At 44.4% G+C, this 22,136-nt stretch carries 22 protein-coding genes; 12 read left to right on the forward strand and 10 right to left on the reverse strand.

The window, feature by feature from the left end:
• Positions 1–63: 63 nt before the first annotated feature.
• From EJ063_RS00860 to EJ063_RS00870, 3 genes are all read right to left on the reverse strand, one after another.
• Positions 64–633, reverse strand: coding sequence for a YceI family protein (locus tag EJ063_RS00860; RefSeq protein WP_126572118.1), 570 nt, complete (start codon positions 631–633; stop codon positions 64–66).
• Positions 630–1,169 (reverse strand): cytochrome b, encoded by a 540-nt coding sequence (locus EJ063_RS00865; protein WP_126572119.1) that lies wholly within the window; start codon positions 1,167–1,169, stop codon positions 630–632. Before EJ063_RS00865 ends, EJ063_RS00860 begins: the two co-directional genes overlap by 4 nt.
• 163 nt (positions 1,170–1,332) lie before the next feature.
• Positions 1,333–1,581: a DUF2164 domain-containing protein gene (locus EJ063_RS00870; RefSeq protein WP_126572120.1), complete on the reverse strand. Its 249-nt coding sequence runs from the start codon at positions 1,579–1,581 to the stop codon at positions 1,333–1,335.
• A gap of 104 nt (positions 1,582–1,685) precedes the next feature.
• On the opposite strand from EJ063_RS00870, the gene EJ063_RS00875 reads away from it, so the two are divergent.
• From EJ063_RS00875 to dcuC, 3 genes are all read left to right on the forward strand, one after another.
• On the forward strand, positions 1,686–2,321 hold the full coding sequence (locus EJ063_RS00875; RefSeq protein ID WP_126572121.1) for a hypothetical protein: 636 nt from the start codon (positions 1,686–1,688) through the stop codon (positions 2,319–2,321).
• A gap of 280 nt (positions 2,322–2,601) precedes the next feature.
• Positions 2,602–3,450: an EAL domain-containing protein gene (locus tag EJ063_RS00880; protein ID WP_126572122.1), complete on the forward strand. Its 849-nt coding sequence runs from the start codon at positions 2,602–2,604 to the stop codon at positions 3,448–3,450.
• Positions 3,451–3,695: 245 nt separating this feature from the next.
• Positions 3,696–5,063, forward strand: a complete 1,368-nt coding sequence (gene dcuC, locus EJ063_RS00885; protein WP_126572123.1) for an anaerobic C4-dicarboxylate transporter DcuC — start codon at positions 3,696–3,698, stop codon at positions 5,061–5,063.
• Positions 5,064–5,134: 71 nt separating this feature from the next.
• Here dcuC and EJ063_RS00890 read toward each other — a convergent pair whose 3' ends face one another.
• The gene (locus tag EJ063_RS00890) at positions 5,135–5,767 is read right to left on the reverse strand and encodes a response regulator (protein ID WP_167469853.1); all 633 of its coding nucleotides are present in this window, start codon (positions 5,765–5,767) and stop codon (positions 5,135–5,137) included.
• Between the two features lie 10 nt (positions 5,768–5,777).
• On the reverse strand, positions 5,778–7,487 hold the full coding sequence (narQ, locus tag EJ063_RS00895) for a nitrate/nitrite two-component system sensor histidine kinase NarQ (protein WP_126572125.1): 1,710 nt from the start codon (positions 7,485–7,487) through the stop codon (positions 5,778–5,780).
• 242 nt (positions 7,488–7,729) lie between these two features.
• Between narQ and napF the strand changes: the two genes are divergently transcribed.
• The 6 genes from napF to EJ063_RS00925 all read left to right on the forward strand — a co-directional run bounded on the left by napF (position 7,730) and on the right by EJ063_RS00925 (position 12,310).
• The gene (gene napF, locus EJ063_RS00900) at positions 7,730–8,212 is read left to right on the forward strand and encodes a ferredoxin-type protein NapF (RefSeq protein WP_126572126.1); all 483 of its coding nucleotides are present in this window, start codon (positions 7,730–7,732) and stop codon (positions 8,210–8,212) included.
• Between the two features lie 14 nt (positions 8,213–8,226).
• Positions 8,227–8,541, forward strand: a complete 315-nt coding sequence (locus EJ063_RS00905) for a chaperone NapD (protein WP_126572127.1) — start codon at positions 8,227–8,229, stop codon at positions 8,539–8,541.
• Positions 8,538–11,027 carry a periplasmic nitrate reductase subunit alpha gene (napA, locus tag EJ063_RS00910; protein WP_126572128.1) on the forward strand — a complete coding sequence of 830 codons (2,490 nt, stop codon included), beginning with the start codon at positions 8,538–8,540 and terminating at the stop codon, positions 11,025–11,027. Before EJ063_RS00905 ends, napA begins: the two co-directional genes overlap by 4 nt.
• Before the next feature lie 72 nt (positions 11,028–11,099).
• Positions 11,100–11,555 (forward strand): nitrate reductase cytochrome c-type subunit, encoded by a 456-nt coding sequence (locus EJ063_RS00915; RefSeq protein ID WP_126572129.1) that lies wholly within the window; start codon positions 11,100–11,102, stop codon positions 11,553–11,555.
• 28 nt (positions 11,556–11,583) lie between these two features.
• Entirely contained in the window at positions 11,584–12,162 is a 579-nt protein-coding gene (locus EJ063_RS00920; RefSeq protein WP_126572130.1) for a NapC/NirT family cytochrome c, read from the forward strand.
• A gap of 13 nt (positions 12,163–12,175) precedes the next feature.
• Positions 12,176–12,310 (forward strand): TIGR02808 family protein, encoded by a 135-nt coding sequence (locus EJ063_RS00925; RefSeq protein ID WP_126572131.1) that lies wholly within the window; start codon positions 12,176–12,178, stop codon positions 12,308–12,310.
• A gap of 112 nt (positions 12,311–12,422) precedes the next feature.
• On the opposite strand, the gene galE is transcribed toward EJ063_RS00925, so the two are convergent.
• From galE to EJ063_RS00945, 4 genes are all read right to left on the reverse strand, one after another.
• Positions 12,423–13,439 (reverse strand): UDP-glucose 4-epimerase GalE, encoded by a 1,017-nt coding sequence (galE, locus tag EJ063_RS00930; RefSeq protein WP_126572132.1) that lies wholly within the window; start codon positions 13,437–13,439, stop codon positions 12,423–12,425.
• An 84-nt stretch (positions 13,440–13,523) separates the two neighbouring features.
• Positions 13,524–15,491 (reverse strand): sensor domain-containing diguanylate cyclase, encoded by a 1,968-nt coding sequence (locus EJ063_RS00935; protein ID WP_126572133.1) that lies wholly within the window; start codon positions 15,489–15,491, stop codon positions 13,524–13,526.
• The gene (locus tag EJ063_RS00940; RefSeq protein WP_126572134.1) at positions 15,488–15,991 is read right to left on the reverse strand and encodes a YfiR family protein; all 504 of its coding nucleotides are present in this window, start codon (positions 15,989–15,991) and stop codon (positions 15,488–15,490) included. Before EJ063_RS00940 ends, EJ063_RS00935 begins: the two co-directional genes overlap by 4 nt.
• On the reverse strand, positions 15,981–17,933 hold the full coding sequence (locus EJ063_RS00945) for a TonB-dependent receptor plug domain-containing protein (protein ID WP_244225125.1): 1,953 nt from the start codon (positions 17,931–17,933) through the stop codon (positions 15,981–15,983). Before EJ063_RS00945 ends, EJ063_RS00940 begins: the two co-directional genes overlap by 11 nt.
• A gap of 257 nt (positions 17,934–18,190) precedes the next feature.
• Between EJ063_RS00945 and EJ063_RS00950 the strand changes: the two genes are divergently transcribed.
• From EJ063_RS00950 to EJ063_RS00960, 3 genes are read left to right on the forward strand one after another with little or no spacing between them, the layout of a single operon-like run.
• Positions 18,191–18,949 (forward strand): 5-oxoprolinase subunit PxpA, encoded by a 759-nt coding sequence (locus tag EJ063_RS00950; RefSeq protein WP_126572135.1) that lies wholly within the window; start codon positions 18,191–18,193, stop codon positions 18,947–18,949.
• Positions 18,946–19,644 (forward strand): 5-oxoprolinase subunit B family protein, encoded by a 699-nt coding sequence (locus EJ063_RS00955; protein ID WP_126572136.1) that lies wholly within the window; start codon positions 18,946–18,948, stop codon positions 19,642–19,644. Before EJ063_RS00950 ends, EJ063_RS00955 begins: the two co-directional genes overlap by 4 nt.
• A gap of 2 nt (positions 19,645–19,646) precedes the next feature.
• A complete protein-coding gene (locus tag EJ063_RS00960) occupies positions 19,647–20,573 on the forward strand; it encodes a 5-oxoprolinase subunit C family protein (protein WP_439333262.1) in 927 nt (308 codons plus the stop codon).
• A 93-nt stretch (positions 20,574–20,666) separates the two neighbouring features.
• On the opposite strand, the gene EJ063_RS00965 is transcribed toward EJ063_RS00960, so the two are convergent.
• Positions 20,667–22,127, reverse strand: a complete 1,461-nt coding sequence (locus EJ063_RS00965) for an FAD-dependent oxidoreductase (RefSeq protein ID WP_439333248.1) — start codon at positions 22,125–22,127, stop codon at positions 20,667–20,669.
• Positions 22,128–22,136 lie beyond the last annotated feature (9 nt).

The following is a 22,136-nucleotide window of genomic DNA, read 5'->3' on the forward strand; positions in this document are numbered from 1 at the left end:
CGCTTGATCAAAAAAGCCCCCAACACTTTCGTGTCGGGGGCTTTCTTTGTCATCTGCGTTAGATTACTTCTTAATACCTTCTACATGCAGATCCATATCTACATAGCTAGAGGAACCCATTACTTGAATATTGAAGTCAGCAAGTTCTAGACGAGTCGTACCAACGAAACCAGCACGCTCACCGCCCCATGGGTCTTGACCTGCACCTACAAACTCAGCGTTGATAGTAATTGGTTTAGTCACGCCGTGAAGGTTAAGATCGCCGTTCACTTCAAGCTTACCGTTGCCTTTATCTACAACGCTTGTACTGTTGAACGTTGCCGTTGAAAACTTAGACGCATCAATGAAGTCTGAACTGCGAATGTGCTTGTCACGTTCAGCATGATTTGAGTCCAAACTCGTTGTATCAACGGTTACTGAAACCTTAGATGCTGTAATATTTGCCGGGTCGTATGAAAATTGGCCATCAAAGTTGTTAAAACGACCTTGGATAAAGCTGTAACCTAGGTGGCTTACTTTAAAGTTTACTGAAGCATGAGCACCTTTGGTGTCAATCATGTAATCCGCCGCGCTTGCACCAAATGGTAATGCCATCACCATTGCTAGTCCGGTAGCAAATAACGTTTTTTTCATTTTGAAGCTCCTATCATCTTGCGTAGCGTGTTGTCTTTATTAATAAAGTGGTGTTTTAAAGCAGCAACGGCATGACCACCGGCTAACAGGATCAGCGCCCATGCTGCGTAAAAATGGATTTCGCCTGAAAGATCTGCTTGGTTCTCAAACAATGCACCTAAGGCTGGTACGGTAAACCACTCGAAGACATCGATTCCTCGGCCGTCTTCAGTAGAGATTAAGTAACCTGAAGTAAATATGACAAACATCAGCCCATACATAATTGCGTGACCGACTTTTGCCCCAATGACTTCATAAGCGACGCCTTCTACTTTTGGTGACGCGGTAACAAATTTCCACACAATTCTAAACAGCGTCAGCGCAGCTAAAAGTATGCCTAACGACTTATGCCAATGTGGCGCAGTTCTGTACCATTCGCTGTAGTAAGAAAGGTCAACCATCCATAGACCGACTGCGAACATGCCGATGATGACAATCGCAGATATCCAATGTATTGCCCGTGATAGTCGATTATAGTTTTTTACTTCCGTTGCCATCTTTAGCCTTAAACGTTCAGTCACAGTTGTTAAAATTAGAGTACATGCGCCCCCTTTCATGCAACAGATTATTTACCATTCTTTACATTGAAAAAATTGGGCTAACTTGATTAAGTCGTTCAAAAATTTTGAAGGAACTTATTTTTACTTTCGCGCCTGACACTCAAAACTCACTGATCTGTTCTATTTCATAGAGTTCATCCGCTACATCAAGGATCTTTCTATCAAAAATAGCTTGAGCATCGGACAAGCCTTTATTGTAAAACGTGGCGCCAAATTTCTTTGTTACAAACTCTAAAAGAAAATCAGCGTCGAACTGCCCGATTTCAATGTCTAATTCATCTTCTAGATAACGTTGAAGTTCCGCAGACATCGCCTGCTTTTGTTGTGACGTAAATTCAATCTTAGACATAAACCCCTCTAGCTCTGTATCTTTTTGCCGATTAAGTGTAACGAAAGTTATCACGTGCATGGTACGCTAACTATGCAGGTTAGTTCATTATGGAGAGATAGATCTTGTTATTGGATGTGCTGGTTCAAAGCGTTAATGAATTTCAAGCTGACTGTATGGCCTTGTGTGAGAAGCACTATCCGACCATTCACAACAAAGGAATGAGTGAACACCACTTGGGTTTAGCGTTTGCCCGCAGATTGTCTCGCACTCTAAATGAGTTTGGTCATGATTATGATTACAAACCCATCGACACCACTCAATCTTCTGAGTTACCTCACCATTATCGAGTCAGTTCTGAGCTTGGTACGGTTTGGATATTAACGTCTCACCTGGTCAGTGCTGGGCCCTCTTGCCGCAAAAAACTGTTTAAGTCTGTGGCACAGTGGCAGCAAGAATACGGTTTTGCTGTTCAACCTAACGATCTCTTGTTACTTCTCACCGACCATTGGATTTCTCGTAGTAAACAAAGTCGAGAGCTGCTTCATTGGTGGACAGGTGAGCTACCGGACGAGATAGATGAGTATCGAACTCAAGGGATTTCGTTATATGAAAGTGACTCGCAGTTGGCACTGTCTCTAGAACAACACTTCAATCTAAGCCCGTATTATGTGAAGTTCACTCACCCATTGAAACGAGCGACTGATAAGCAGTTGGTGCGTAAGTATATTCAGCTTTACTCTGTCATCCAGCTCAGCTAGCGTTTTTCTACCGATTCAACATATTTCTCCGCAAGACCCTACACAATTGATTTCATGATGAGAGCTTAGTCCAGAAAAGACGAAGTTCTCATTTGCAACTAGTGTTAATTTACAATTTCCACATTAAAATTCTAAACTGGCTTAAGTCGATGAACTGATGCTCTCTACTATAAGTAAGAGATATAGATTGACACTTTTATGTCGACGCCAATATTATATCGAATGCCATTCACAACCATGTGTGAAATATAGCTCCTGAGGAAAGAGGTCTGTCGTAGTTATGATTCTCTCAACAAAGCAACAATTTGTTGATTGCCTATTTATGAACGAGCAATCGCAGTTTTGCGCTACTTATAAAGAGCTTACTCTCACCAGTGTCTTTCAGCCTATTTTTGATCTACGTGGCCAACCGATTGGTGTAGAAGCATTGGTGCGAATCCAACACGAAATCGATGGCGCAATTCGTCCAGATCTGTTTTTCCATTCTGATGAGGTTGGATTTGAAGACAAACTCAACGTTGAGCGATTAAGCCGTGTGATTCACATACGTAACTTCGCCCGCTCAAAACTACGCCACTTACACCTGTTTCTAAACGTCTTGCCTTCTGCTGGTGAATACCTAGCATTAGAAAACATCGATTCAAGTTTACTCTCTAAACGTCTAAAAGCATTGGAAATCGATAACAGTCAAATTGTTATGGAAGTGGTTGAACTTGCGGCAGAAAATGAAGAAAGCTTGGCATTAGCGATGGAAAAGCTCAACGAGTGTAAGTTTAATATCGCCGTCGATGATTTCGGTGTTAATGCGTCCAACCGTAAACGCGCAGAAGCGATAAAACCACACATCATTAAGATCGATCGCTCATTAATGCTCGCGTACGTTGCAGGTGATCAGTTCCCACTGCTATCAGGACTCAAGGTAGCAAGATCGCTTAATGCGAAAGTGGTTGTGGAAGGAATTGAAACCATTGAGCAACTGAGCGCCATGCAAGCACTGAACATCGATTACTACCAAGGCTATTACCTTGCAATGCCAGAAGCGCTTGAGGCGGTTTACTTAAGCGAATCCAATAATATCAAATCCCTTGGCGATCCAAGCCAGGTCTACAAGCATTTGTCTCTTTCATAGGACCTCACCCTTAATTTTCACAAATTGATCGAGTTAAAAGTTCTCGCCTCACCTTTCTTAAACTATTTAACATCTAAAAAACGTATTAAACACATGATGTTCCACCATTATTAATACAAAAGTCCATTTATTGTTCTAGATCATCAGACTCTCAACTTCCTCTCGTACCCCAACATAGAATTCTGTACATTCTTTGTCATAGTTTGAAACACTTTCTTATAATCTTGTTTGTTGAGGAAATATCTATGCTGGAGCTCTTAATTGGGTTGGCGGTGACAGTAGCTGTTGGTTACTTCATTGTGAAAGGCTATAAAGCAGCGGGCGTACTTTTAACTGCCGGTGTCCTACTTCTGATTTTAACCGGTATCATTGGCCATACTGTGTTGCCTGCGAAAGTAGCATCAACCGGTAATATGTTTACAGACGCTCTTGAGTACGTGAAATACATGCTGCAGTATCGTGGCGGCGGCTTAGGTATGCAAATCATGCTTCTATGTGGTTTTGCTTCTTATATGACTCACATCGGCGCCAACAATGTTGTGGTAAAACAGTTTTCTAAGCCGTTGTCTGTCATCAAATCACCTTATGTCTTGCTTGTTGCGGCTTACATCGTAGCGTGTTTGATGTCTTTAGCTGTAAGCTCGGCGACAGGTTTAGGCGTTCTGTTAATGGCTACGCTATTCCCAATGATGACAGCAATGGGTATTTCTCGTCCTGCCGCCGTTGCCGTGTGTGCGTCCCCTGCTGCAATTATCCTTTCACCAACCTCGGGTGACGTGGTTATCGCTGCCGAAAAATCAGGCTTAGCATTAGACGTGTTTGCTGTTCAAACCGTGTTACCTGTTTCTATCAGTGCAATCATCGTGATGGCAGCGGCTGCATTCTTCTGGAACAAGTACCTTGATAAAAAAGACAACTCACCAATGGAACGTGTTGATGTGTCTGAGATTGAAGTGAACGCCCCAGCTTTCTACGCTGTGCTCCCGTTCCTACCAATCATTGGTGTGTTCTTGTTTAACGGCCGCACGATTCCTGGTCTACAGTTAGATATCTACACAATCGTTGTTCTTTCGATCTTCATCGGTGCTGTGGTTGATTTCGTCGTGAAACGCTTTGATGGCGAGAAGACATTGGCTGACTTAGAGTCTTGTTACCAAGGCATGGCAGACGCGTTTAAAGGCGTTGTAATGTTGTTAGTTGCTGCTGGTGTATTCGCACAGGGTCTAATGTCTATCGGCGCTATCGATAACCTACTTCACCTTGCAGAAACAGCAGGCGCAGGCGGCATCGCTCTTATGCTAATTCTAACGGGCCTTACAGTTGCGGCGGCAATTGCAACAGGTTCGGGTAATGCACCATTCTATGCGTTTGTAGAACTGGCTCCTTCACTAGCCGCGAAAATGGGCCTAAACCCTGCGTTCCTAATTATTCCAATGCTTCAAGCGTCTAACTTGGGACGCACAATTTCGCCAGTGTCAGGCGTGGTTGTTGCTACGTCGGGTATGGGTAAGATCAGCCCATTTGAGGTGGTTAAACGTACGTCAGTCCCAGTCATTTGTGGCCTTGTGACGGTAATCATTGGTACGTTAGTTCTTGTGCCGATGACGGCATAATCACGGCTATTTCAACGTATATACCTAAAAAAGGGCGCACGATGCGCCCTTTTGTTTATCTACAGAGACTGTTACTTGATGTCGCCGTAACGTTCTAAGTACAGCACTGTAGCTGCCGTACGAGATGGTACTTGTAGCTTCTTCAACAGGCTCTTCATATGTACTTTTACAGTAGACTCTGAAATAAACAAGGTATCAGCAATCTGCTTGTTACGTAACCCTTTCGCGACTTCTTTTAAAATTTGTACTTCGCGGTCGGTTAGCTCGTCAAAAACACTAGGGCTGTTTTCACGCTCTGCTAAGTAGCTGGCGACTTCTCTGCTGTACGCTTTGTTACCACGTAACGAATCCTTTAGCAGCTCAACCAATTCATCTGGTTCGGTATCTTTTAGCAGGTAGCCATCTGCCCCTGCTTTCACGATTGCTTCAATGTCGGCAGGGCTGTCTGAAACCGTGAGTATCACTACTGTTGCATCACACTCATCGGCACGCAGCGCATTTAACGTATCAAGGCCTGACATGCCCTTCATGTTCAGATCAAGTAAAATCAAATCTGGTTTGAGTTCATGGTTTTGAGCCACGGCGTCTGCACCGTTACTCGCTTCTGCAACCACTTCAAATTCATCTTCAAAGCTCAGTAGTTGGTTAATGCCACGTCTCATTAATGGATGGTCATCGACCAATAACACTCTAATTTTTGTCAATGTGGGATCCTTAATTTTTTGCATACTGTAAATAGACTTCGCAGCCGCTGTTTGGCGCAGTCTTAATGGATAATTCGCCTTTTAACCTTGATGCACGCTCTTGCATGATGCTCAGACCGTAGTGGTTGGCTTTTTCTATTTTGGGATCGAAACCAGCCCCGTTATCTTTGACAGAAACTCGAACGTAACTATCAGTTTCATCGCAATCAACCTCGATTAAGGTGGCATTTGCATGCTTGGTCGCGTTGGTTACTGCCTCTCGAATCAATTGTAATAAATGCACTTGTTGATTCGTTTCTAACTCGATGGAAGAAAGTTGATTTTGTAGGCGTATTTCAGCGTCTGTTTGATCAGAAAGTTGTTCTGTCATGGTCTGTAATGCGTTACCAAAACTCCCTTCTTGAATTGAGAGCCTAAAGGTTGTTAAAAGCTCTCTTAATTGGGTGTAAGCGGCTGACAGCCCAGTATCAAGCTCAGTCAAAACGGGTGTGGTTTTGTCTAATGCTGGAGAGTCAGGCAATTTACTCATGCCACGTTTTAGTAGAGACACCTGAATCTTAAGATACGACAAAGCTTGCGCTAAAGAATCGTGCAGCTCACGTGCGATAGTTGCACGCTCTTCCATCACCAAAAGCTGCTCTGCTTGGCGCTGTGCCTGGTTATAGTATATCGCCCGTGAAAGGATCTGAACAAAGTTATCGATCAAAGCTTGATCTGGGCACGGCAAGGCTACTTTCCAGTAAAGTATACCGAGTTCTACACCGTCCAATGACAAGATTTGATTGTGGCAACGGTCTTCACAATCGACGCACTCTTCACCTTCTGATAACACAATTTTTCTTTCGCTAGGTTCATTGATTTCGAGTCGCGCAGACGCAATCCCCTCTAAACTGACAATGTGCTTTAGAATCGCCTCAAAATTGTCTTGGGTGATACGAGACGCGGTCAGCTCTTGGGATGATTGATAGAGTACTCGTAATGAATCGTTCGCATTTTGGAGTTTTTGCGTTTTCTCATTGACTGCTTGCTCTAGCCCTCGATAAAGCTGACCTAAATCTTTTGCCATATTGTTAAACGCTTTAGCGAGAATACCCATCTCATTGTCACTGTCTACGTTCAATTGAATGTCAAACGAGCGCGACTGAATTTGCTCACTCGCCGTCACTAAAGATGAGAGTGGGTTGACGATATGTCGGCGTGTGTAGTGAACCACAAAAATGCTGATAATCAGAACCGCGCCTAAGCCTAACCCACCAACCCAAGCTAGTGAGATAAGCTTTTTCTCAGAGAAGTCTTGAAGCTTAAACACAAAACCATCAATTTGATTAACAAACTTTGCCACTAGCACAAGATAACGTTGTTTATCTTCACTTCTTAACACCTGTTTAAGTTCATGCCAACGTGCAATCAAATTGTAGTAATCGTGGGTAATGTCTTCGGGTACCGTCCAATGCTGCAGGGCTTTCATTGATGGTGAGTAAATAGATCGCTCAAACATTTCTATATGCGCAGCATAGTCCGTCGATTCCGACTGAATGTCATAGGCTAAGCGGTAACTTTGCATTCTCATTGAGCCCGCTACATTGACGGCTTCGGCATCATTAAGGCTTGAAGCCAAGGTCAAAATCGCAAAACTGGTGGTCGCTACAGAAAGCAGCAAGATAGACACCATCGCCTTTGCTACCGTTGTGGTTACCGACCTTTTCACATTTTTTAACATGCGATTCTTACCGCCTTTCTAGAAATTCGTTGGTTAAAGACTAAGCTTAATCATTATTGGCGCGACAATATGTGATCAAGTCACTGTAAGTTTATTGATCTAAAACAAATTTAACCCTGAATTAACCCCTAAGAGGTATTTATACAAATGTGTCAAAAACTACAATTTGTGTACGGATAAATGAAAAGTTATGAACAATCTTTTATCCATAGAAACAATGATTAACGAGTTCAGGTGAAATATTGATAGATCTATCCAAGAGACGCTTTTTTTCAAAACGTACCGTTGACGATACTACTATCCGATTACCTTGGCTTGCAAATGCCTCTAAGTTTACTGAGCAATGTACCCGTTGTGGGAAATGTGCTGAATCTTGCGAGACCAATATCATCATTCATGGTGACGGTGGCTTTCCTCAAGTGGACTTTAATAAAGGCGAATGCACTTTTTGTTACGGATGCGCGAACGCGTGTCCGGAATCACTATTTGATAAAGAAGAAAACAACCCGTGGGAAGCCAAAGCAACAATCCTCGAAAGTTGTTTAGCAACACAAAATGTCGAATGCCGAAGCTGTGGAGATATGTGCGACACCATGGCAATTCAATTTAAGTTAGAGATCGGTAAAGTCGCGCAACCAAATCTAAACCTTGATGAATGTACAGGTTGTGGTGCATGCGTAGCAGTCTGCCCTACTTCGTCCATCAATGTGAGCAAATTAGTTTAAAACGGAAATGTTCAATGTCACTGAATGAAGTGCATATTTCGAGTTTAGTTGTTCATTGTGCTCCAGAGCACTTAGAAACAATCAAAGCTCAAATAAGCGAAGTCGAAAATGCTGAGATTTATGGCGACAGCCCAGAGGGCAAAATTGTCGTCGTGATGGAAACAGAAAATCAAGGGTTCATTACAGACAATATCGAAGCAATCAACAACTTACCAAACGTTTTGAGCACGGTTTTGGTTTATCACCAAATCGAAACAGAGCTTGATGAAAACGAATCAAAAAATAAAAACACTGGAACTCAACATTCCCAGACCGAGGGCGAAGTATGAAGATGACAAGACGAGCGTTTGTGAAAGCAAACGCGGCAGCATCAGCAGCAGCGGTTGCAGGTATTACCTTACCAGCTTCAGCTACTAACCTGATCGCTAGCTCAGACCAAACTAAAATCACATGGGATAAAGCGCCTTGTCGTTTCTGTGGTACCGGTTGTTCTGTTCTTGTAGGTACGCAAAACGGCAAAGTTGTTGCGACTCAGGGCGACCCAGAAGCACCAGTCAACAAAGGCCTAAACTGTATTAAAGGTTACTTCCTTTCTAAGATCATGTATGGCCAAGACCGTCTAACTCAGCCACTTCTTCGTATGAAAGATGGCAAGTATGATAAAGACGGCGACTTCGCTCCTGTTTCATGGGACGTTGCTTTCGACACAATGGCTGAAAAGTGGAAACAAGCCCTTAAAAAGCAAGGCCCATCAGGCGTTGGCATGTTCGGTTCTGGTCAGTGGACGGTAATGGAAGGTTACGCTGCGGCTAAAATGATGAAAGCAGGTTTCCGCTCAAACAACATCGACCCTAACGCTCGTCACTGTATGGCATCAGCGGTAGGTGCATTCATGCGTACTTTCGGTATCGATGAGCCTATGGGTTGTTACGATGACTTCGAAGCTGCGGATTCTTTCGTGCTTTGGGGTTCGAACATGGCAGAAATGCACCCTGTTCTATGGACTCGTATTACCGACCGTCGCCTTAGCCACCCACACGTTAAAGTAAACGTCCTGTCTACTTACTACCACCGTTCTTTTGAGCTAGCAGACAAAGGCTACATTTTTGAGCCACAAACAGACCTTGCAATTGCGAACTTCATCGCTAACTACATCATCGAAAACGATGCTGTGAACTGGGATTTCGTAAACAAGCACACTAACTTCAAGCAAGCGACAACCGACATCGGTTACGGCCTGCGTGACGATGACCCGCTACAAAAAGCGGCAGCAAACCCTAACTCGGGTAAAATGTCTTCTATCTCTTTTGAGGAATACAAGAAGTCAGTTGCACCTTACACAGTAGAAAAAGCATCTGAGATGTCTGGTGTTTCTGAAGAGCAACTTATTGATCTTGCTAAGCAATATGCCGATCCAAACACGAAAGTAATGTCACTTTGGACGATGGGTATGAACCAACATACTCGTGGTGTATGGATGAACAGCCTTGTGTACAACATCCACCTACTAACAGGTAAGATTGCGACTCCTGGTAACAGCCCGTTCTCACTAACAGGCCAGCCTTCAGCATGTGGTACTGCACGTGAAGTGGGTACGTTCGCACACCGTCTACCTGCAGATATGGTTGTTGCTAACCCTAAACACCGTAAGATTGCCGAAGGTATTTGGAATATTCCTGATGGTGTTATCCCACCAAAACCGGGTTACCACGCGGTTCTTCAAGACCGTATGCTAAAAGACGGCAAGCTTAACGCTTACTGGGTAATGTGTAACAACAACATGCAAGCAGGTCCAAACATCAACGGTGAGCGTTTACCGGGTTACCGTAACCCAGAAAACTTCATTGTATGTTCTGACCCATACCCAACAGCAACAGCGCAAGCAGCCGACCTAGTTCTACCTACAGCAATGTGGATCGAAAAAGAAGGCGCTTACGGTAACGCTGAGCGTCGTACTCAAGCTTGGTACCAACAAGTTGAAACGGTTGGCGAAGCGAAATCTGACTTGTGGCAGGTTATGGAGTTCTCTAAACGCTTCAAGATGGAAGAAGTTTGGACTGAAGAACAACTTGCTGCGGCGCCTCAATACCGCGGTAAAACTATGTATGACATGCTATTTGCTAACGGCGTGATCAACAAGTTCCCTATCGAAGAATCTCGTGAGCTAAACGACGATGCGCACCACTTCGGTTATTACGTTCAAAAAGGCCTATTCGAAGAGTACGCTGAATTTGGTCGCGGTCATGGCCACGACTTAGCCCCTTACGATGTTTACCACGAAGTACGTGGCCTACGCTGGCCGGTTGTTGATGGTAAAGAAACATTGTGGCGCTATAAAGAAGGCTCAGATCCATATGCGAAAGCTGGCTCTGGTTGGGACTTCTACGGTAAACCAGATGGTAAGGCTCTTATTATCTCAGCTCCATATGAAGCGCCACCCGAAGCACCTGATTCAGAGTTTGATATGTGGCTATGTACTGGCCGTGTTCTTGAACACTGGCACACAGGTACTATGACTCGTCGCGTACCTGAGCTTTACAAAGCCGTTCCTGATGCTGTTTGTTATATGCACCCAGCAGATGCGAAAGCACGTGGCGTTCGTCGTGGTGACGAAGTCCTGATGGCTAACAAACGTGGTGAAGTACGTGTTCGTGTTGAAACACGCGGCCGTAACCGTCCACCTCAAGGCTTGGTATTCGTACCGTTCTTTGACGCGCGCATTCTTATTAACAAGCTCATTCTAGACGCAACTGATCCATTGTCTAAACAGACAGACTTCAAGAAGTGTCCAGTTAAGATCACTAAGATCGCTTAAATATGAATGCTCTGACTGCTCTTTTTAGGGCAGTCAGAATCAAGAATTTGGCCATTAGGCGGAGAATTAATAATGAAAAAATTTCTAATTGCACTGTTATCTGTTGGTGCTCTTATCAGCGGCGCGGCCGTTGCTGAAATCGACAACCCAGGCGGTATCGGTGGTCTTGAGTCGTTACGCGGCGCAAGTGAGTTAGAAACAACTCGCGCTGCAGACGACTTTAAAAAGTTCCCACGTGAACAAGTACTAGACAGCAGCTTTGTATATCAGCCACCACTGATCCCGCACAACATTCGTAGCTACGAAGTGTCTCTAAATGCGAATAAATGTCTAGCATGTCATAGCTGGAAAAACGCCAAAGAGATGGGTGCAACTAAAATCAGTGTGACTCACTATGTAAACCGTGAAGATGCTGTACTTGCTGACGTATCACCTCGCCGTTACTTCTGTCTTCAGTGTCATGTTCCTCAAGCAAACGCGAAACCGCTTGTAGAAAATGAATACAAGAGTGTCGATGCGCTTAAATAAGCACACGTGAGTAAATAAGAGGCTACCTATGAAATTATTGAAAGCGTTTTGGAAGAAACTAGCTAGTCCAAGTAAAGCTGCCGTTGGTGTGGTTTTATTTATGGGCTTTGCCGGTGGTCTTCTATTCTGGGGCGCATTTAACACAGGTATGGAAGCAACCAACACAGAAGAATTCTGTTCTGGTTGTCACGCACCTATCGTCGAAGAGATCCAAGAAACGATTCACTACTCTAACCGTTCTGGTGTTCGTGCAATTTGTTCAGATTGTCACGTTCCTCATGAGTGGACAGATAAAATCGTACGTAAAGTACAAGCGTCTAAAGAGCTTTATGCGCACTTTATCGCTAAGACCATCGACACCCCTGAGAAATTCCAGGAGCGTCGCGCTCACTTAGCTGAACGTGAATGGTCTCGTTTGAAGAAGAATGACTCTCTCGAGTGTCGTAATTGTCACCAGTTCGAGTACATGGATTTCTCAGAGCAAAGCACACGTAGCGCGAAGCAACACTCTACTGCCCTAGCATCTGGTGAAAAGACTTGTGTAGACTGCCACAAAGGTATCGCTCACAAACTGCCTGATATGCATGGCATTGAAGGCTGGCAATAAGGAGACCTAAGTTATGAGTACTTTAGAATCAGTAATTTGGCACATCCTAGGTTATGGTGCGATGCCATTCATCATCTTATCTGGCTTTGCGTTAGTGGCAGCTGTTTCAGTTTGGCTTCTATCACTTGGTAAAGATAAAGAGGTTTAAGATACCGCCCAGTATCTTTCCTTTAAACGCTAAGACAATTTTGCCTATTTTGTATCTAGCGTAACTAAAAAAGCCACCTCAAATCGAGGTGGCTTTTTTTACCTATCTGGGTTTATGCCTCAGGGTAACCTTGAGGATTATTTGACTGCCAACGCCAAGTATCGGTTGTCATTTCTTCCAGTGAGCGTGTTGCCTTCCAACCTAGTTCATTCGCTGCTTTCGCCGGATCTGCCCAACACTCTGCGATATCGCCCGGACGACGCTCTACGATCTGGTATGGAACTTGTTTGCCAGATGCTTGTTCGAACGCCTTAACCATATCAAGAACACTCGAACCATTACCTGTGCCTAGGTTATAGATATGTAGGCCATCTTTCTTGCCTACTTTTTGCAGTGCCGCAATGTGCCCATCAGATAGGTCCATCACGTGAATGTAATCACGAACACCAGTGCCATCTGGCGTTGGGTAATCGTTGCCGAACACAGATAAAAACTCGCGGCGACCAACAGCAACTTGAGAAACAAACGGCATAAGGTTATTAGGAATACCTTGTGGATCTTCACCTAACTCACCAGTAGGGTGTGAACCCACAGGGTTAAAGTAGCGAAGTAGCGTAATGCTCCAATCTGGATTCGCTTTTTGGAAATCAGTCAGACACTCTTCCACCATCAACTTACTACGACCATAAGGGTTAGTCGCACTGGTTGGGAAGTCTTCTGTAATTGGAACAGAAGCAGGATCGCCATAAACGGTTGCTGAAGAAGAGAAGACGATAGACTTCACGCCCGCCTGACGCATTGCATCCACCAATACCAAGGTACCATTGACGTTGTTATCGTAATATTCAAGCGGTTTCGCCACTGACTCTCCAACCGCTTTTAGGCCAGCAAAATGGATAACTGCCTCAATCGAGTGAGATGTAAGTGCCTCAATCAACGCTTGTTTATTGCGGATATCACCTTCGATAAACGCAGGACGCACACCGGATACCTTCTCGATGCGATCAAGCACGCTAGATTTGCTGTTGTATAAGTTGTCAAAGATAACAGGTGTCATCCCTGCTTCGATCATTTGAATACATGTGTGGCTGCCGATATAGCCCATGCCACCTGTTACAAGAACATTCATATTGCTAACCTTCTGAAATCATTGCCCATAGTGTAAAGCAGACCTTTTACAAAACATAGAGCATATTTGAGACAGAATACAAACCTAGCTCTGATGGAGCACAAATTGGCCTTTACCTTGTGTTTTCGCTTGGTACATTGCCGTATCTGCCGCTTTGAGCCATTGATCAAGATCTTTCTCTATTGCATCCGAATGTTGAATACCAACGCTGGCACCAACTTTAAGCACTCGACCTTTGTAAACGATATCACGCTGTATCACTTCAATCAGTTTTTCGGCCGTATTGGCAATCGCTTCGGCGGTGGTATTTTCGACCAACACAACAAACTCATCACCAGACAGTCGCGCCACTAAATCATGACTGCTAAACATGGCAAGCAACCTTTCAGCGACTTGCTTGAGGACTTCATCTCCGGCATCGTGACCAAAGGTATCATTGACACCCTTAAAACCATCAAGGTCTAGATAAAGAAGAGCAATCCCCTCTTTTCCATCGCGTTCAAGCAGTAACGTTTCATCAAGCACGCGATAGAGCTTCGCTCGATTTGCTAACCCCGTCAGAGAATCATGGTGCGCAAGGTACTCCAATCTTTCCATCTCTTTTAAGCTAGAGAGATCAGAGAGGATATAGACGTAATCATAACGATTAGTGCCATCTGAACTCGCGATTCGAGAGACCTTGACGAACATAGGCACTTTATGACCGGAGAGATGCTGTTCCCAAATCTCTCCTTGCCACTGGCCGTAATTATTCACTGACTCTTTAATCGTAGGCATTAATGAGCTGAACTGCTGCCAAGCGAACGAACTTTCCGCTTTTTTACCAAGTAGAGATTCTTGATTATACCCAAGAAGCCTTGTTACCGCCGGGTTCACCATGGTGATCACATCGTCTTCATTGGTCACCATTAAGCCGTCTTGGCTATTTTCGAAAACACCCGCTGCTAAGCGTTGCCTTCTTAACGCGGCTTCAACTTCAGTAATATCTTGAATCGCAAATAAGACTTGGCCAACTTTGCTTAATTTCGTTGAAGTGATGTTAAGCAGTTGGTTTCTCGCAAACACATCTTTGACCCAGACCTGTTCATCGGTAAATTCTTCGGAAGAGTTGATAGCATGAGAAATGATTGATGTGTCGATCTCGTGAATGAGCTCCACCAGCGTTGCCCCCTTCAAATAGGCGGCCGTGCAGCGGAACACATCACAGGATGCAGGGTTGAAATGGATGATCTCTCCTTTCGCGTTCACAACAATTAATGCATGTTTTACGGTTTCAACCACTTCGTTTGCGAATGACTTTTCTTCTTCTAATTTCCCTAAGGTGAAAGCCACCTGTTGATCGCGCTGACTGAGACGCTCCAACATTGTATTGAACGCATTGACAAGATCACCAATCTCGTCGTTGGCCGCAGGTTGAACATTCAGCGTGGTCTGTTTACGGTCAATAAACGAACGCATGCCTAGATTGAGGCTATAAACGGGACCAACAATGTATTTTTGCACCGTCATGTACAGAACCACACCCGCGACAGAAAGGAGCAAGAAGAACACCAGACTGTTCATTAATGCATTGGTATAGAGTTTTTCAAACGATCCTTTAGAGATCGTTACTCGCAGGTGTGCAATGGTTTCATTTTCGACCTCAACAGGAACAAGCAAAAAGATGTAATCGTTCGCAATAGAATACTGGCTACTCGCAATTTCTTTTCGTTGCAGTTCTGTAGGAACAGGTGCCACCGTATTTTGACGTTCATACATCGCAAAGAGCTGGCCATCTGAGGTATATAGCTTCACTCGATAGACTTCGTCATCCGCCTCAAACGCATCAAGTACCTCTGTCGCCCCTAAGCTGTCATCAAAGAGAATCGCGGCTTGTAAGTTGTAGGCGACCCCTTTTGCCAACACGCTTACGCGGTCGATAAGGTTTCCTTTTTGCGTTTCAAACGAGTTGTAAAATACGTAACCTTGTGACGCAACAAAGATGATCCCTGTAAAAACAATGATTGGAACAATCAATTTACTTTTTAAGGATAAATCACGGAGAAGTTTCATTGCTGTCCTCCTACAACTTCTGCGACACGTAGGAAATTCGAAGATAGTTGGTAACCTTTGATGTTGTCCAAATTCACTTTTGGTCGAATCTTGCCTTTGTGCTCAACTAACTCAATCGCCCCACCATTCTCAGTAAACGATTCCATACCGCCAATCGTCACGGTATTGGTTGGTACACTCTCAATTCTATTGAGGTTTTGCTCTTGGCTAATGTAAAGAACATCACAATCAGACGAGACAACTTTAAGAGGTTTATTGCGGATGAGCTTATCTTGAGTGAGTTTGGACAGAATAGTGTTTACTTTTTCATTATCTTGAACACAGATGTTAATGCTATCCATCTGCGCTTCGTTTTCCCACTGTACGAAAGTGGCAATTCGATACAGATAGACCGCTTTTACTTGATCGGGAGTGTATTTGGCATGAGCCGTCATTGGTGACAAGGTTAACAGCCACAATAATGAAGTGATTTTGCTGACACGACTTATATTAATATGCATAGCTCGCCCTCAGCGCCACATTTTGTTCTTGCTTGTATGCACCATAAATGTCTTCGTAGTAGCCTTTGGTTTCACCGATGTTTTTTATCAGGAGCTCAACAAGCGGCGCATTCTCTGAGGTTTGCCAGCCTAAGCGTGCATCAACAGCAAAAAAGTTATCTAGCTGCCATGAGTTACCATAGTCGATTGCCTGACCTTTCACCACGAAATCAAATTCAATGGCATCAGTCACACTCCAAAGGCTTTGTATCGACGCTAGATGTTGACCATCAATATCATAGTAGTCTTGATCGTTCCCATTACTTGAACCTGAATGACTTGGAGCCCACTCTTGATCAAGGTGAACATAACTGTAGGCACCATATAGCGTGAAGGTATCTGCTAAACGCCAATGTGCCGCGATCTCGACCCCAAATGAATCCACTTCATAGTCATAGGTGCGTTGATAAAGATCGATCTGAGAATAGTCAGGATGCCAGCTGACAAATTCTTGACCAGAAATATGGCTGTACTGACTAAAAAATATGGTGCTATCGAGCTCTACATGAGCAGAGGCGTATCGATGTCCAAGTTCGTATGTCACTACGCTTTCGACTTCTTCAGCTTGGCTAGGCTCAGTCAAAGAGAAGAAATACTCGTAGTCATTTGGATTGGCGTTACAGTCAGAACCTTGTGGGCAGTAGATTCCATTGGCGATATATGAAGAGTTTGTGTCCATATAAGAAGGTGCAATTGCACTTCGCCCAATACCTGCCCAAAGAGTATGAGCGTTGGTTAATGAATAAAGAGCCCGTGCCTGAGGAGAGAGTTCTATATGATCATTTTGTTCAAAATACTCTAATTTGGCGCCAACTACTGTCGAAAGCTTTTCACCCCACGTTGCTTCATATTGAATGAATCCATTAACGATACTATCGGAAGCTGAAGGTATGTCGTAAAGGCGCACGTAGTAATGAACATCATCAAAGTCATAAGACTGTGACTGATAAGTGAAATCTAGATGAACAAATCGGTAGCCAAGTCCATAAGTTATTTTGTGCTCGTCGGTAAAGCTAGTAACAAAGCTCGCCTCACCATCTATGGTCAAATATTTACCGGGTGCGTCATAGGCACTGTCATAGTTATTCTGAAACCACAATCGGTATTGGCCATCTGTTTGTTCAGAAATCGACATCGCTTTATCAAACTGCGCATAGTATGAGTAGCTATCAATATTGGTAGATTCGAAGCTTATGTCGGTTGAAAGTCCATTCTCATACTTAACTTTGTAGATATCTTCATCATAACCAGACTGTTCACCGCCGACTCTGAGTGTCCAATCGTCCGATTTCTCAATAACGATCCCAGCATGGTGCGCGTTCCATCGAACCGGGTTATTGACTGGGTCTCGTTTAGTTGATTTAAACTTGTAGAATGCACGGCCGTAAACATCATCACCTAAGTGAATCCCTTGTCGCGCACCAAGCTCATAGTTACCAAACTGCTTGTATGTACCTGTCACCAACCCGCCCTGAGTTTCTTCAGCGGACTTGGTCACGATATTGATGACGCCATTTTCAGCGTTGCCACCCCAGATCGTGCCAGCGGGCCCACGTAATACCTCTATACGTTCTATGTCTTCGAGCAAGTAGTCGATGTCCGCCCAATATACCCCACCGTAGACAGGGCTGTATAAACTGCGCCCATCTTGCAAAACAAGCATCTTATTAAATAGGCCACCGTGAAAACCGCGGCTTGAAACGTTGGGCTCTACAGCGGAAAAACTACTCACTCTTAGCCCAGGTACTAATGCCAACGCTTCAGCAATTGTCGTTGCGCCGCTGCGTTTAATTCGCTCACCTTCCAGAACATAGACAGCGGCAGGAATATCGGTCAACTTTTGTGAAAACTTTGACGCAGTTTCCATTGTTACATCGAGCATAGAAAGTTCTTCTAAACTCATAGACATAAGATCATTAAGCTCATCACTAGCATAAACTGGTGAAAGTGAAACAGTGACAATAGCGGAAATGAGCGTTCGATATAACATGAAGGTGCCTGGATATATTAGGAACCGCTATTATTTCATTTATCAATTCCAATTAACATACAGCACGGCATATTTTTAGTGTTTGTTAACGAAAAAATGAATCCGATCACTGTTTGTTTTGCTGTTTTGAAACATGTTACCAATCTAAATTATATTTAAGGCCCTCATTGATGAAAAAGCAGTCTACTTATCTCAATTGTGACATGGGCGAAAGCTATGGTTCATGGAAGATGGGGTGTGACGAGCAGGTAATGCCCCATATTGATATGGCGAATATTGCCTGCGGATTTCACGCTTCTGATCCTTTGATCATGAGCAATACGATTAAGCTCGCCATCGCTCACAACGTTCAAATTGGTGCTCATCCTAGTTATCCCGACCTGAATGGGTTTGGTAGACGCAGTATTCCAATGGAGCCTGAAGAAATTACCGCCATGCTGATCTATCAAATTGGGGCTCTACAAGGATTATGCGCAAGTCATAACACCGAGCTTCATTACGTAAAGCCTCACGGTGCACTTTATAACGATATGCAGTCTAACCTTTCCATTTTTGAAGCTGTCGTGTCTGCGGTATCAAGCTATTCACTTCCATTGATGACACTGGCAATTACTGACAATCAACCACTACTCGATATTGCAGATCGTTACGATGTGCCGTTATTGTTTGAAGCGTTTGCTGACAGACGCTATCAAGCAAATGGTTTACTTGCCCCCCGTTCGATGGAAAATTCCGTCATATCGAATCGTGATGCGCTGTTAGACCAAGTTCAACAGATAGTGAAATACGGAAAAGTGCGAACTTTAGATGGTTTTTTGATCCCAATCGAAGCGGACACGCTCTGTGTTCATGGTGACAACGACCAAAGCATTAGATTGATTCAAGATATAAGAAAAGTGATAGAGCAACAAGAGGAGGTTTGCCGATGAATATAGAAACATCAATAGACCCCGTTGCCGAGTGCTCTATTTTAATACGCTTTCATACCGAGCCCAGCGATCATCTTTCTTGGGTCATTGGCGAGATCAGCCAATATTTGAGGAACCAATTGGGGGTTTGGGTAATGAATGTGACTCCCTCGTTCCAAACCATTCTGATCGATTATCTTCCTCATCGACTATCGGTATTTGAGTTTGTTCCCTACTTAGAGCACCTTGTCACACAGGCGCTCACCAATATGCCAGAGTCCCATCAAGCTGATGTCTTAGAGCTACCGGTGTATTACGATTTGTCGGTTGGACCAGATTTAGCACTGTATGACTTAGACGCAAGCGCGGTTATTCAGGCTCATCATGAACAGACGTATACTGTGGGTGCAATTGGCTTTACCGCAGGCTTTGCATTTTTAACCGATGTAGAGCCTTCAATTCAGATGCCAAGGAAAACCAGCCCACGAACGATCGTTCCGAAAGGCAGTGTCGGGATCGCAAACCATCAAACGGCAGTCTATCCATGTGAGAGCCCTGGCGGTTGGAATATTATTGGTAATTGCCCTGTCGATCTGTACCAACCTAACAACCAGACCCTATTGCCTTTTTCGATTGGAACGCGCGTAAAATTTACGCCGATTTCTCATCAGGAATTTACCGAACTAGGTGGGAAAATTTCGGAGGGATGGCAATGAGCATGAACTCTTGTATTGAAGTGATCAAACCGGGTCAGCACACGCTCATTCAAGACTTTGGTCGTTTTGGGTTCGCCCACTTCGGAATCGCACAAGGCGGTCCAGTCGATGACTACGCATACAGCTGGGCGAATCACTTACTCGATAACTCCACTAACTGCCCAACCATTGAAATTACTCTCGGTCAGGCCGAGTTCCTCGTTCACAATAGCTGCGAAATGGCGATTACCGGAGGTGACCTTAACGCTCAATTGGATGGGAATCCTGTCGAAAACTGGTCGACATTCAAGGCACTTAAAGGTCAAAGACTCACATTTGGGTTGCCGAAGAATGGCTTAAGAGCTTATCTCGCCATCAAAGGGGGATTTGATATCCCAACTCAACTTGGCAGTGCCGCAACGGTCACACGTGATTCACTTGGGGGTTTGAGCAACGGTTATCCTCTCGCGCTTGGCGACATTATTCCTTTTCATGACCACACGATTAACGCTCAAACCCGACAAATGACTTTTCGTTATAAACCCGACTACAACTTGCCTTTAGAGTTAAGGGTCATTGAAGGGTATCAAGTGGATGACTTTAGCGAAGGTGCGCTGCAACAGCTCTATCAGCAAGAATTTACGGTTAGCCAGTTGATCAATCGTATGGGGTATAGACTGACAGGAGCGAGCATAAAAGCCCCAGAACACGAATACCTTAGTGAAGGCATTGCGCTCGGTGCGATTCAAGTTCCTCCTAATGGAGAGCCGATTATTTTGTTGAATGATAGGCAAACTATTGGTGGATACCCAAAAGTGGGATGTGTGGCCCGTATTGACTTACCAAGACTGGCGCAAGCGAAGCCAGGGCAAAGTGTCCGGTTCGTTAGAGGTGACTTACTTGGGTTACAAGATGTTTGGGCTCAGTGGGCACGTTTCTTCGGTTATTAGTTAGGACTGTTTAATCACTCGTTAACGACAACGAATGCGAGTGACTAGGCCAGCGTTCTACTGGTGCTGGCCTTACTGTTTTTATTTCAGTGTTTATTGCCCATAGTAACAAGCGAGTTGATTCGGATAGCCTCGTTGCTCAGCCAATTCGCTCGCCTTGAGTTCCACTTCATGGTCACTAAGAGACATGATAACTGGGTGTAACTCTTCAATGCTGCGCTGTTGGTAGTCAAACAAAGACCAAGTAGACACCACTTTGATCGCCGCTTCGAGTGCAGAAGACCCTTTTACCACTTCAATACGAGCATAATGTGCGCCTTCAAAGGTGACATCCGCTGCTCTAAGTGAATCATCACTGCCAGGGATTTGTTGAGCCCCAAAGAGAGGTTGTCCGAACTCGTGAGCTTGACCATAAGATGGGATAAAACGAGCCATGTGCGAAATCGCGCGACGACTGCGTTCAACCACCACCTCTTCATCCCACCCGGCTCGAATTTTCTTTTTCAAACGTAGCGGCAAGATAGGTTGTGAAGAATCCGCAGCGGACGCGACCAAGCCATCGTCAAACAAAGTGATGTCTTTGGTCATGCCGTGTAGTTGGAAGATCCCTCCGGGATATGGCGTAAGCTGCGCCATGCCATTCGGCGTTCCTCTAGGCCCGTGGAAGATAACTTCAGGCCAAAGTTCGTTGCACTGGTCCCATTTGGTCACATAAGCGGCTTTGAACTCTACGAGTCTTTCACGGGGCTTTTTAGCCAGATCATCAATGGAGCCCGTCTCATAGCCACATGCGTTGATCAGGTAATCGACGTCAATAATCTGGTTTGCACCATACTGATTTGAATACTCGATTTTCCAGCCGTTTTGGGTTTCTTCAACGCCAACAACCTCTGTGTTAAGCAGTAGATTACAGTTTGGGATTTGTTCTAATGCCAATGTCGCTGACGCCGCAATGCGAAACACACTCCAACCATGCTCTTCCACTGCTACAACAGGAAATTTCAATGCATCTAAGTCCGTGTGTTTAGCAAATGGGATCATCCATTCATCAACACACTTTGGCTGGTTTGGTTGAGTTTTAACAGCTAATTGCTCTAACTCTTCACGGCTATAGAACCGGTAGTAATCGTTAGGCTCACCGAGCACTTTGTTAGCTGGATCTTGTTCAACCAGCTGTGAGTAACATTTTTGAATGGTAATCAAACGCTCGTAAAGCTCTTCTGGGCTGCCACCATCGGTATAAGGTACGGTGATCACCGTCGGTCTTCTGTTGATGGTACTTGGATAGAGTCGAACCGTATCAATAGACTGTTTAAGTAACTCGATGCATTGATCCGTATCGATTTCACGATAAAGGTTACCACCAGCATGTAAGTGACAGATAGGAGGACCACTAACGAGCCCCGTCCCCTTTTCAATAAGAGTGACCTCTAGGCCCAATTCAGCAATATGCAGTGCTGCAGTCGCACCGCCAATACCACCACCGATAACGGCAAGTTTAGGATGAGTCAATGTTGTACTCTGAGTTTGCATTAATGTGGCTAATTCATTCATTCTCAGCAC

Source organism: Vibrio aquaticus (genome assembly GCF_003970385.1).
Taxonomy (GTDB): domain Bacteria; phylum Pseudomonadota; class Gammaproteobacteria; order Enterobacterales; family Vibrionaceae; genus Vibrio; species Vibrio aquaticus.

Bases quoted from the DNA above. Each gene is read 5' to 3' on its own strand.
- EJ063_RS00860 (WP_126572118.1), bottom strand. From the start codon at position 633: ATGAAAAAAACGTTATTTGCTACCGGACTAGCAATGGTGATGGCATTA.
- EJ063_RS00865 (WP_126572119.1), bottom strand. From the start codon at position 1,169: ATGGCAACGGAAGTAAAAAACTATAATCGACTATCACGGGCAATACAT.
- EJ063_RS00870 (WP_126572120.1), bottom strand. From the start codon at position 1,581: ATGTCTAAGATTGAATTTACGTCACAACAAAAGCAGGCGATGTCTGCG.
- EJ063_RS00880 (WP_126572122.1), top strand. From the start codon at position 2,602: ATGATTCTCTCAACAAAGCAACAATTTGTTGATTGCCTATTTATGAAC.
- dcuC (WP_126572123.1), top strand. From the start codon at position 3,696: ATGCTGGAGCTCTTAATTGGGTTGGCGGTGACAGTAGCTGTTGGTTAC.
- narQ (WP_126572125.1), bottom strand. From the start codon at position 7,487: ATGTTAAAAAATGTGAAAAGGTCGGTAACCACAACGGTAGCAAAGGCG.
- EJ063_RS00905 (WP_126572127.1), top strand. From the start codon at position 8,227: ATGTCACTGAATGAAGTGCATATTTCGAGTTTAGTTGTTCATTGTGCT.
- napA (WP_126572128.1), top strand. From the start codon at position 8,538: ATGAAGATGACAAGACGAGCGTTTGTGAAAGCAAACGCGGCAGCATCA.
- EJ063_RS00915 (WP_126572129.1), top strand. From the start codon at position 11,100: ATGAAAAAATTTCTAATTGCACTGTTATCTGTTGGTGCTCTTATCAGC.
- EJ063_RS00920 (WP_126572130.1), top strand. From the start codon at position 11,584: ATGAAATTATTGAAAGCGTTTTGGAAGAAACTAGCTAGTCCAAGTAAA.
- EJ063_RS00925 (WP_126572131.1), top strand. From the start codon at position 12,176: ATGAGTACTTTAGAATCAGTAATTTGGCACATCCTAGGTTATGGTGCG.
- galE (WP_126572132.1), bottom strand. From the start codon at position 13,439: ATGAATGTTCTTGTAACAGGTGGCATGGGCTATATCGGCAGCCACACA.
- EJ063_RS00935 (WP_126572133.1), bottom strand. From the start codon at position 15,491: ATGAAACTTCTCCGTGATTTATCCTTAAAAAGTAAATTGATTGTTCCA.
- EJ063_RS00940 (WP_126572134.1), bottom strand. From the start codon at position 15,991: ATGCATATTAATATAAGTCGTGTCAGCAAAATCACTTCATTATTGTGG.
- EJ063_RS00945 (WP_244225125.1), bottom strand. From the start codon at position 17,933: ATGAGTTTAGAAGAACTTTCTATGCTCGATGTAACAATGGAAACTGCG.
- EJ063_RS00950 (WP_126572135.1), top strand. From the start codon at position 18,191: ATGAAAAAGCAGTCTACTTATCTCAATTGTGACATGGGCGAAAGCTAT.
- EJ063_RS00955 (WP_126572136.1), top strand. From the start codon at position 18,946: ATGAATATAGAAACATCAATAGACCCCGTTGCCGAGTGCTCTATTTTA.
- EJ063_RS00960 (WP_439333262.1), top strand. From the start codon at position 19,647: ATGAACTCTTGTATTGAAGTGATCAAACCGGGTCAGCACACGCTCATT.
- EJ063_RS00965 (WP_439333248.1), bottom strand. From the start codon at position 22,127: ATGAATGAATTAGCCACATTAATGCAAACTCAGAGTACAACATTGACT.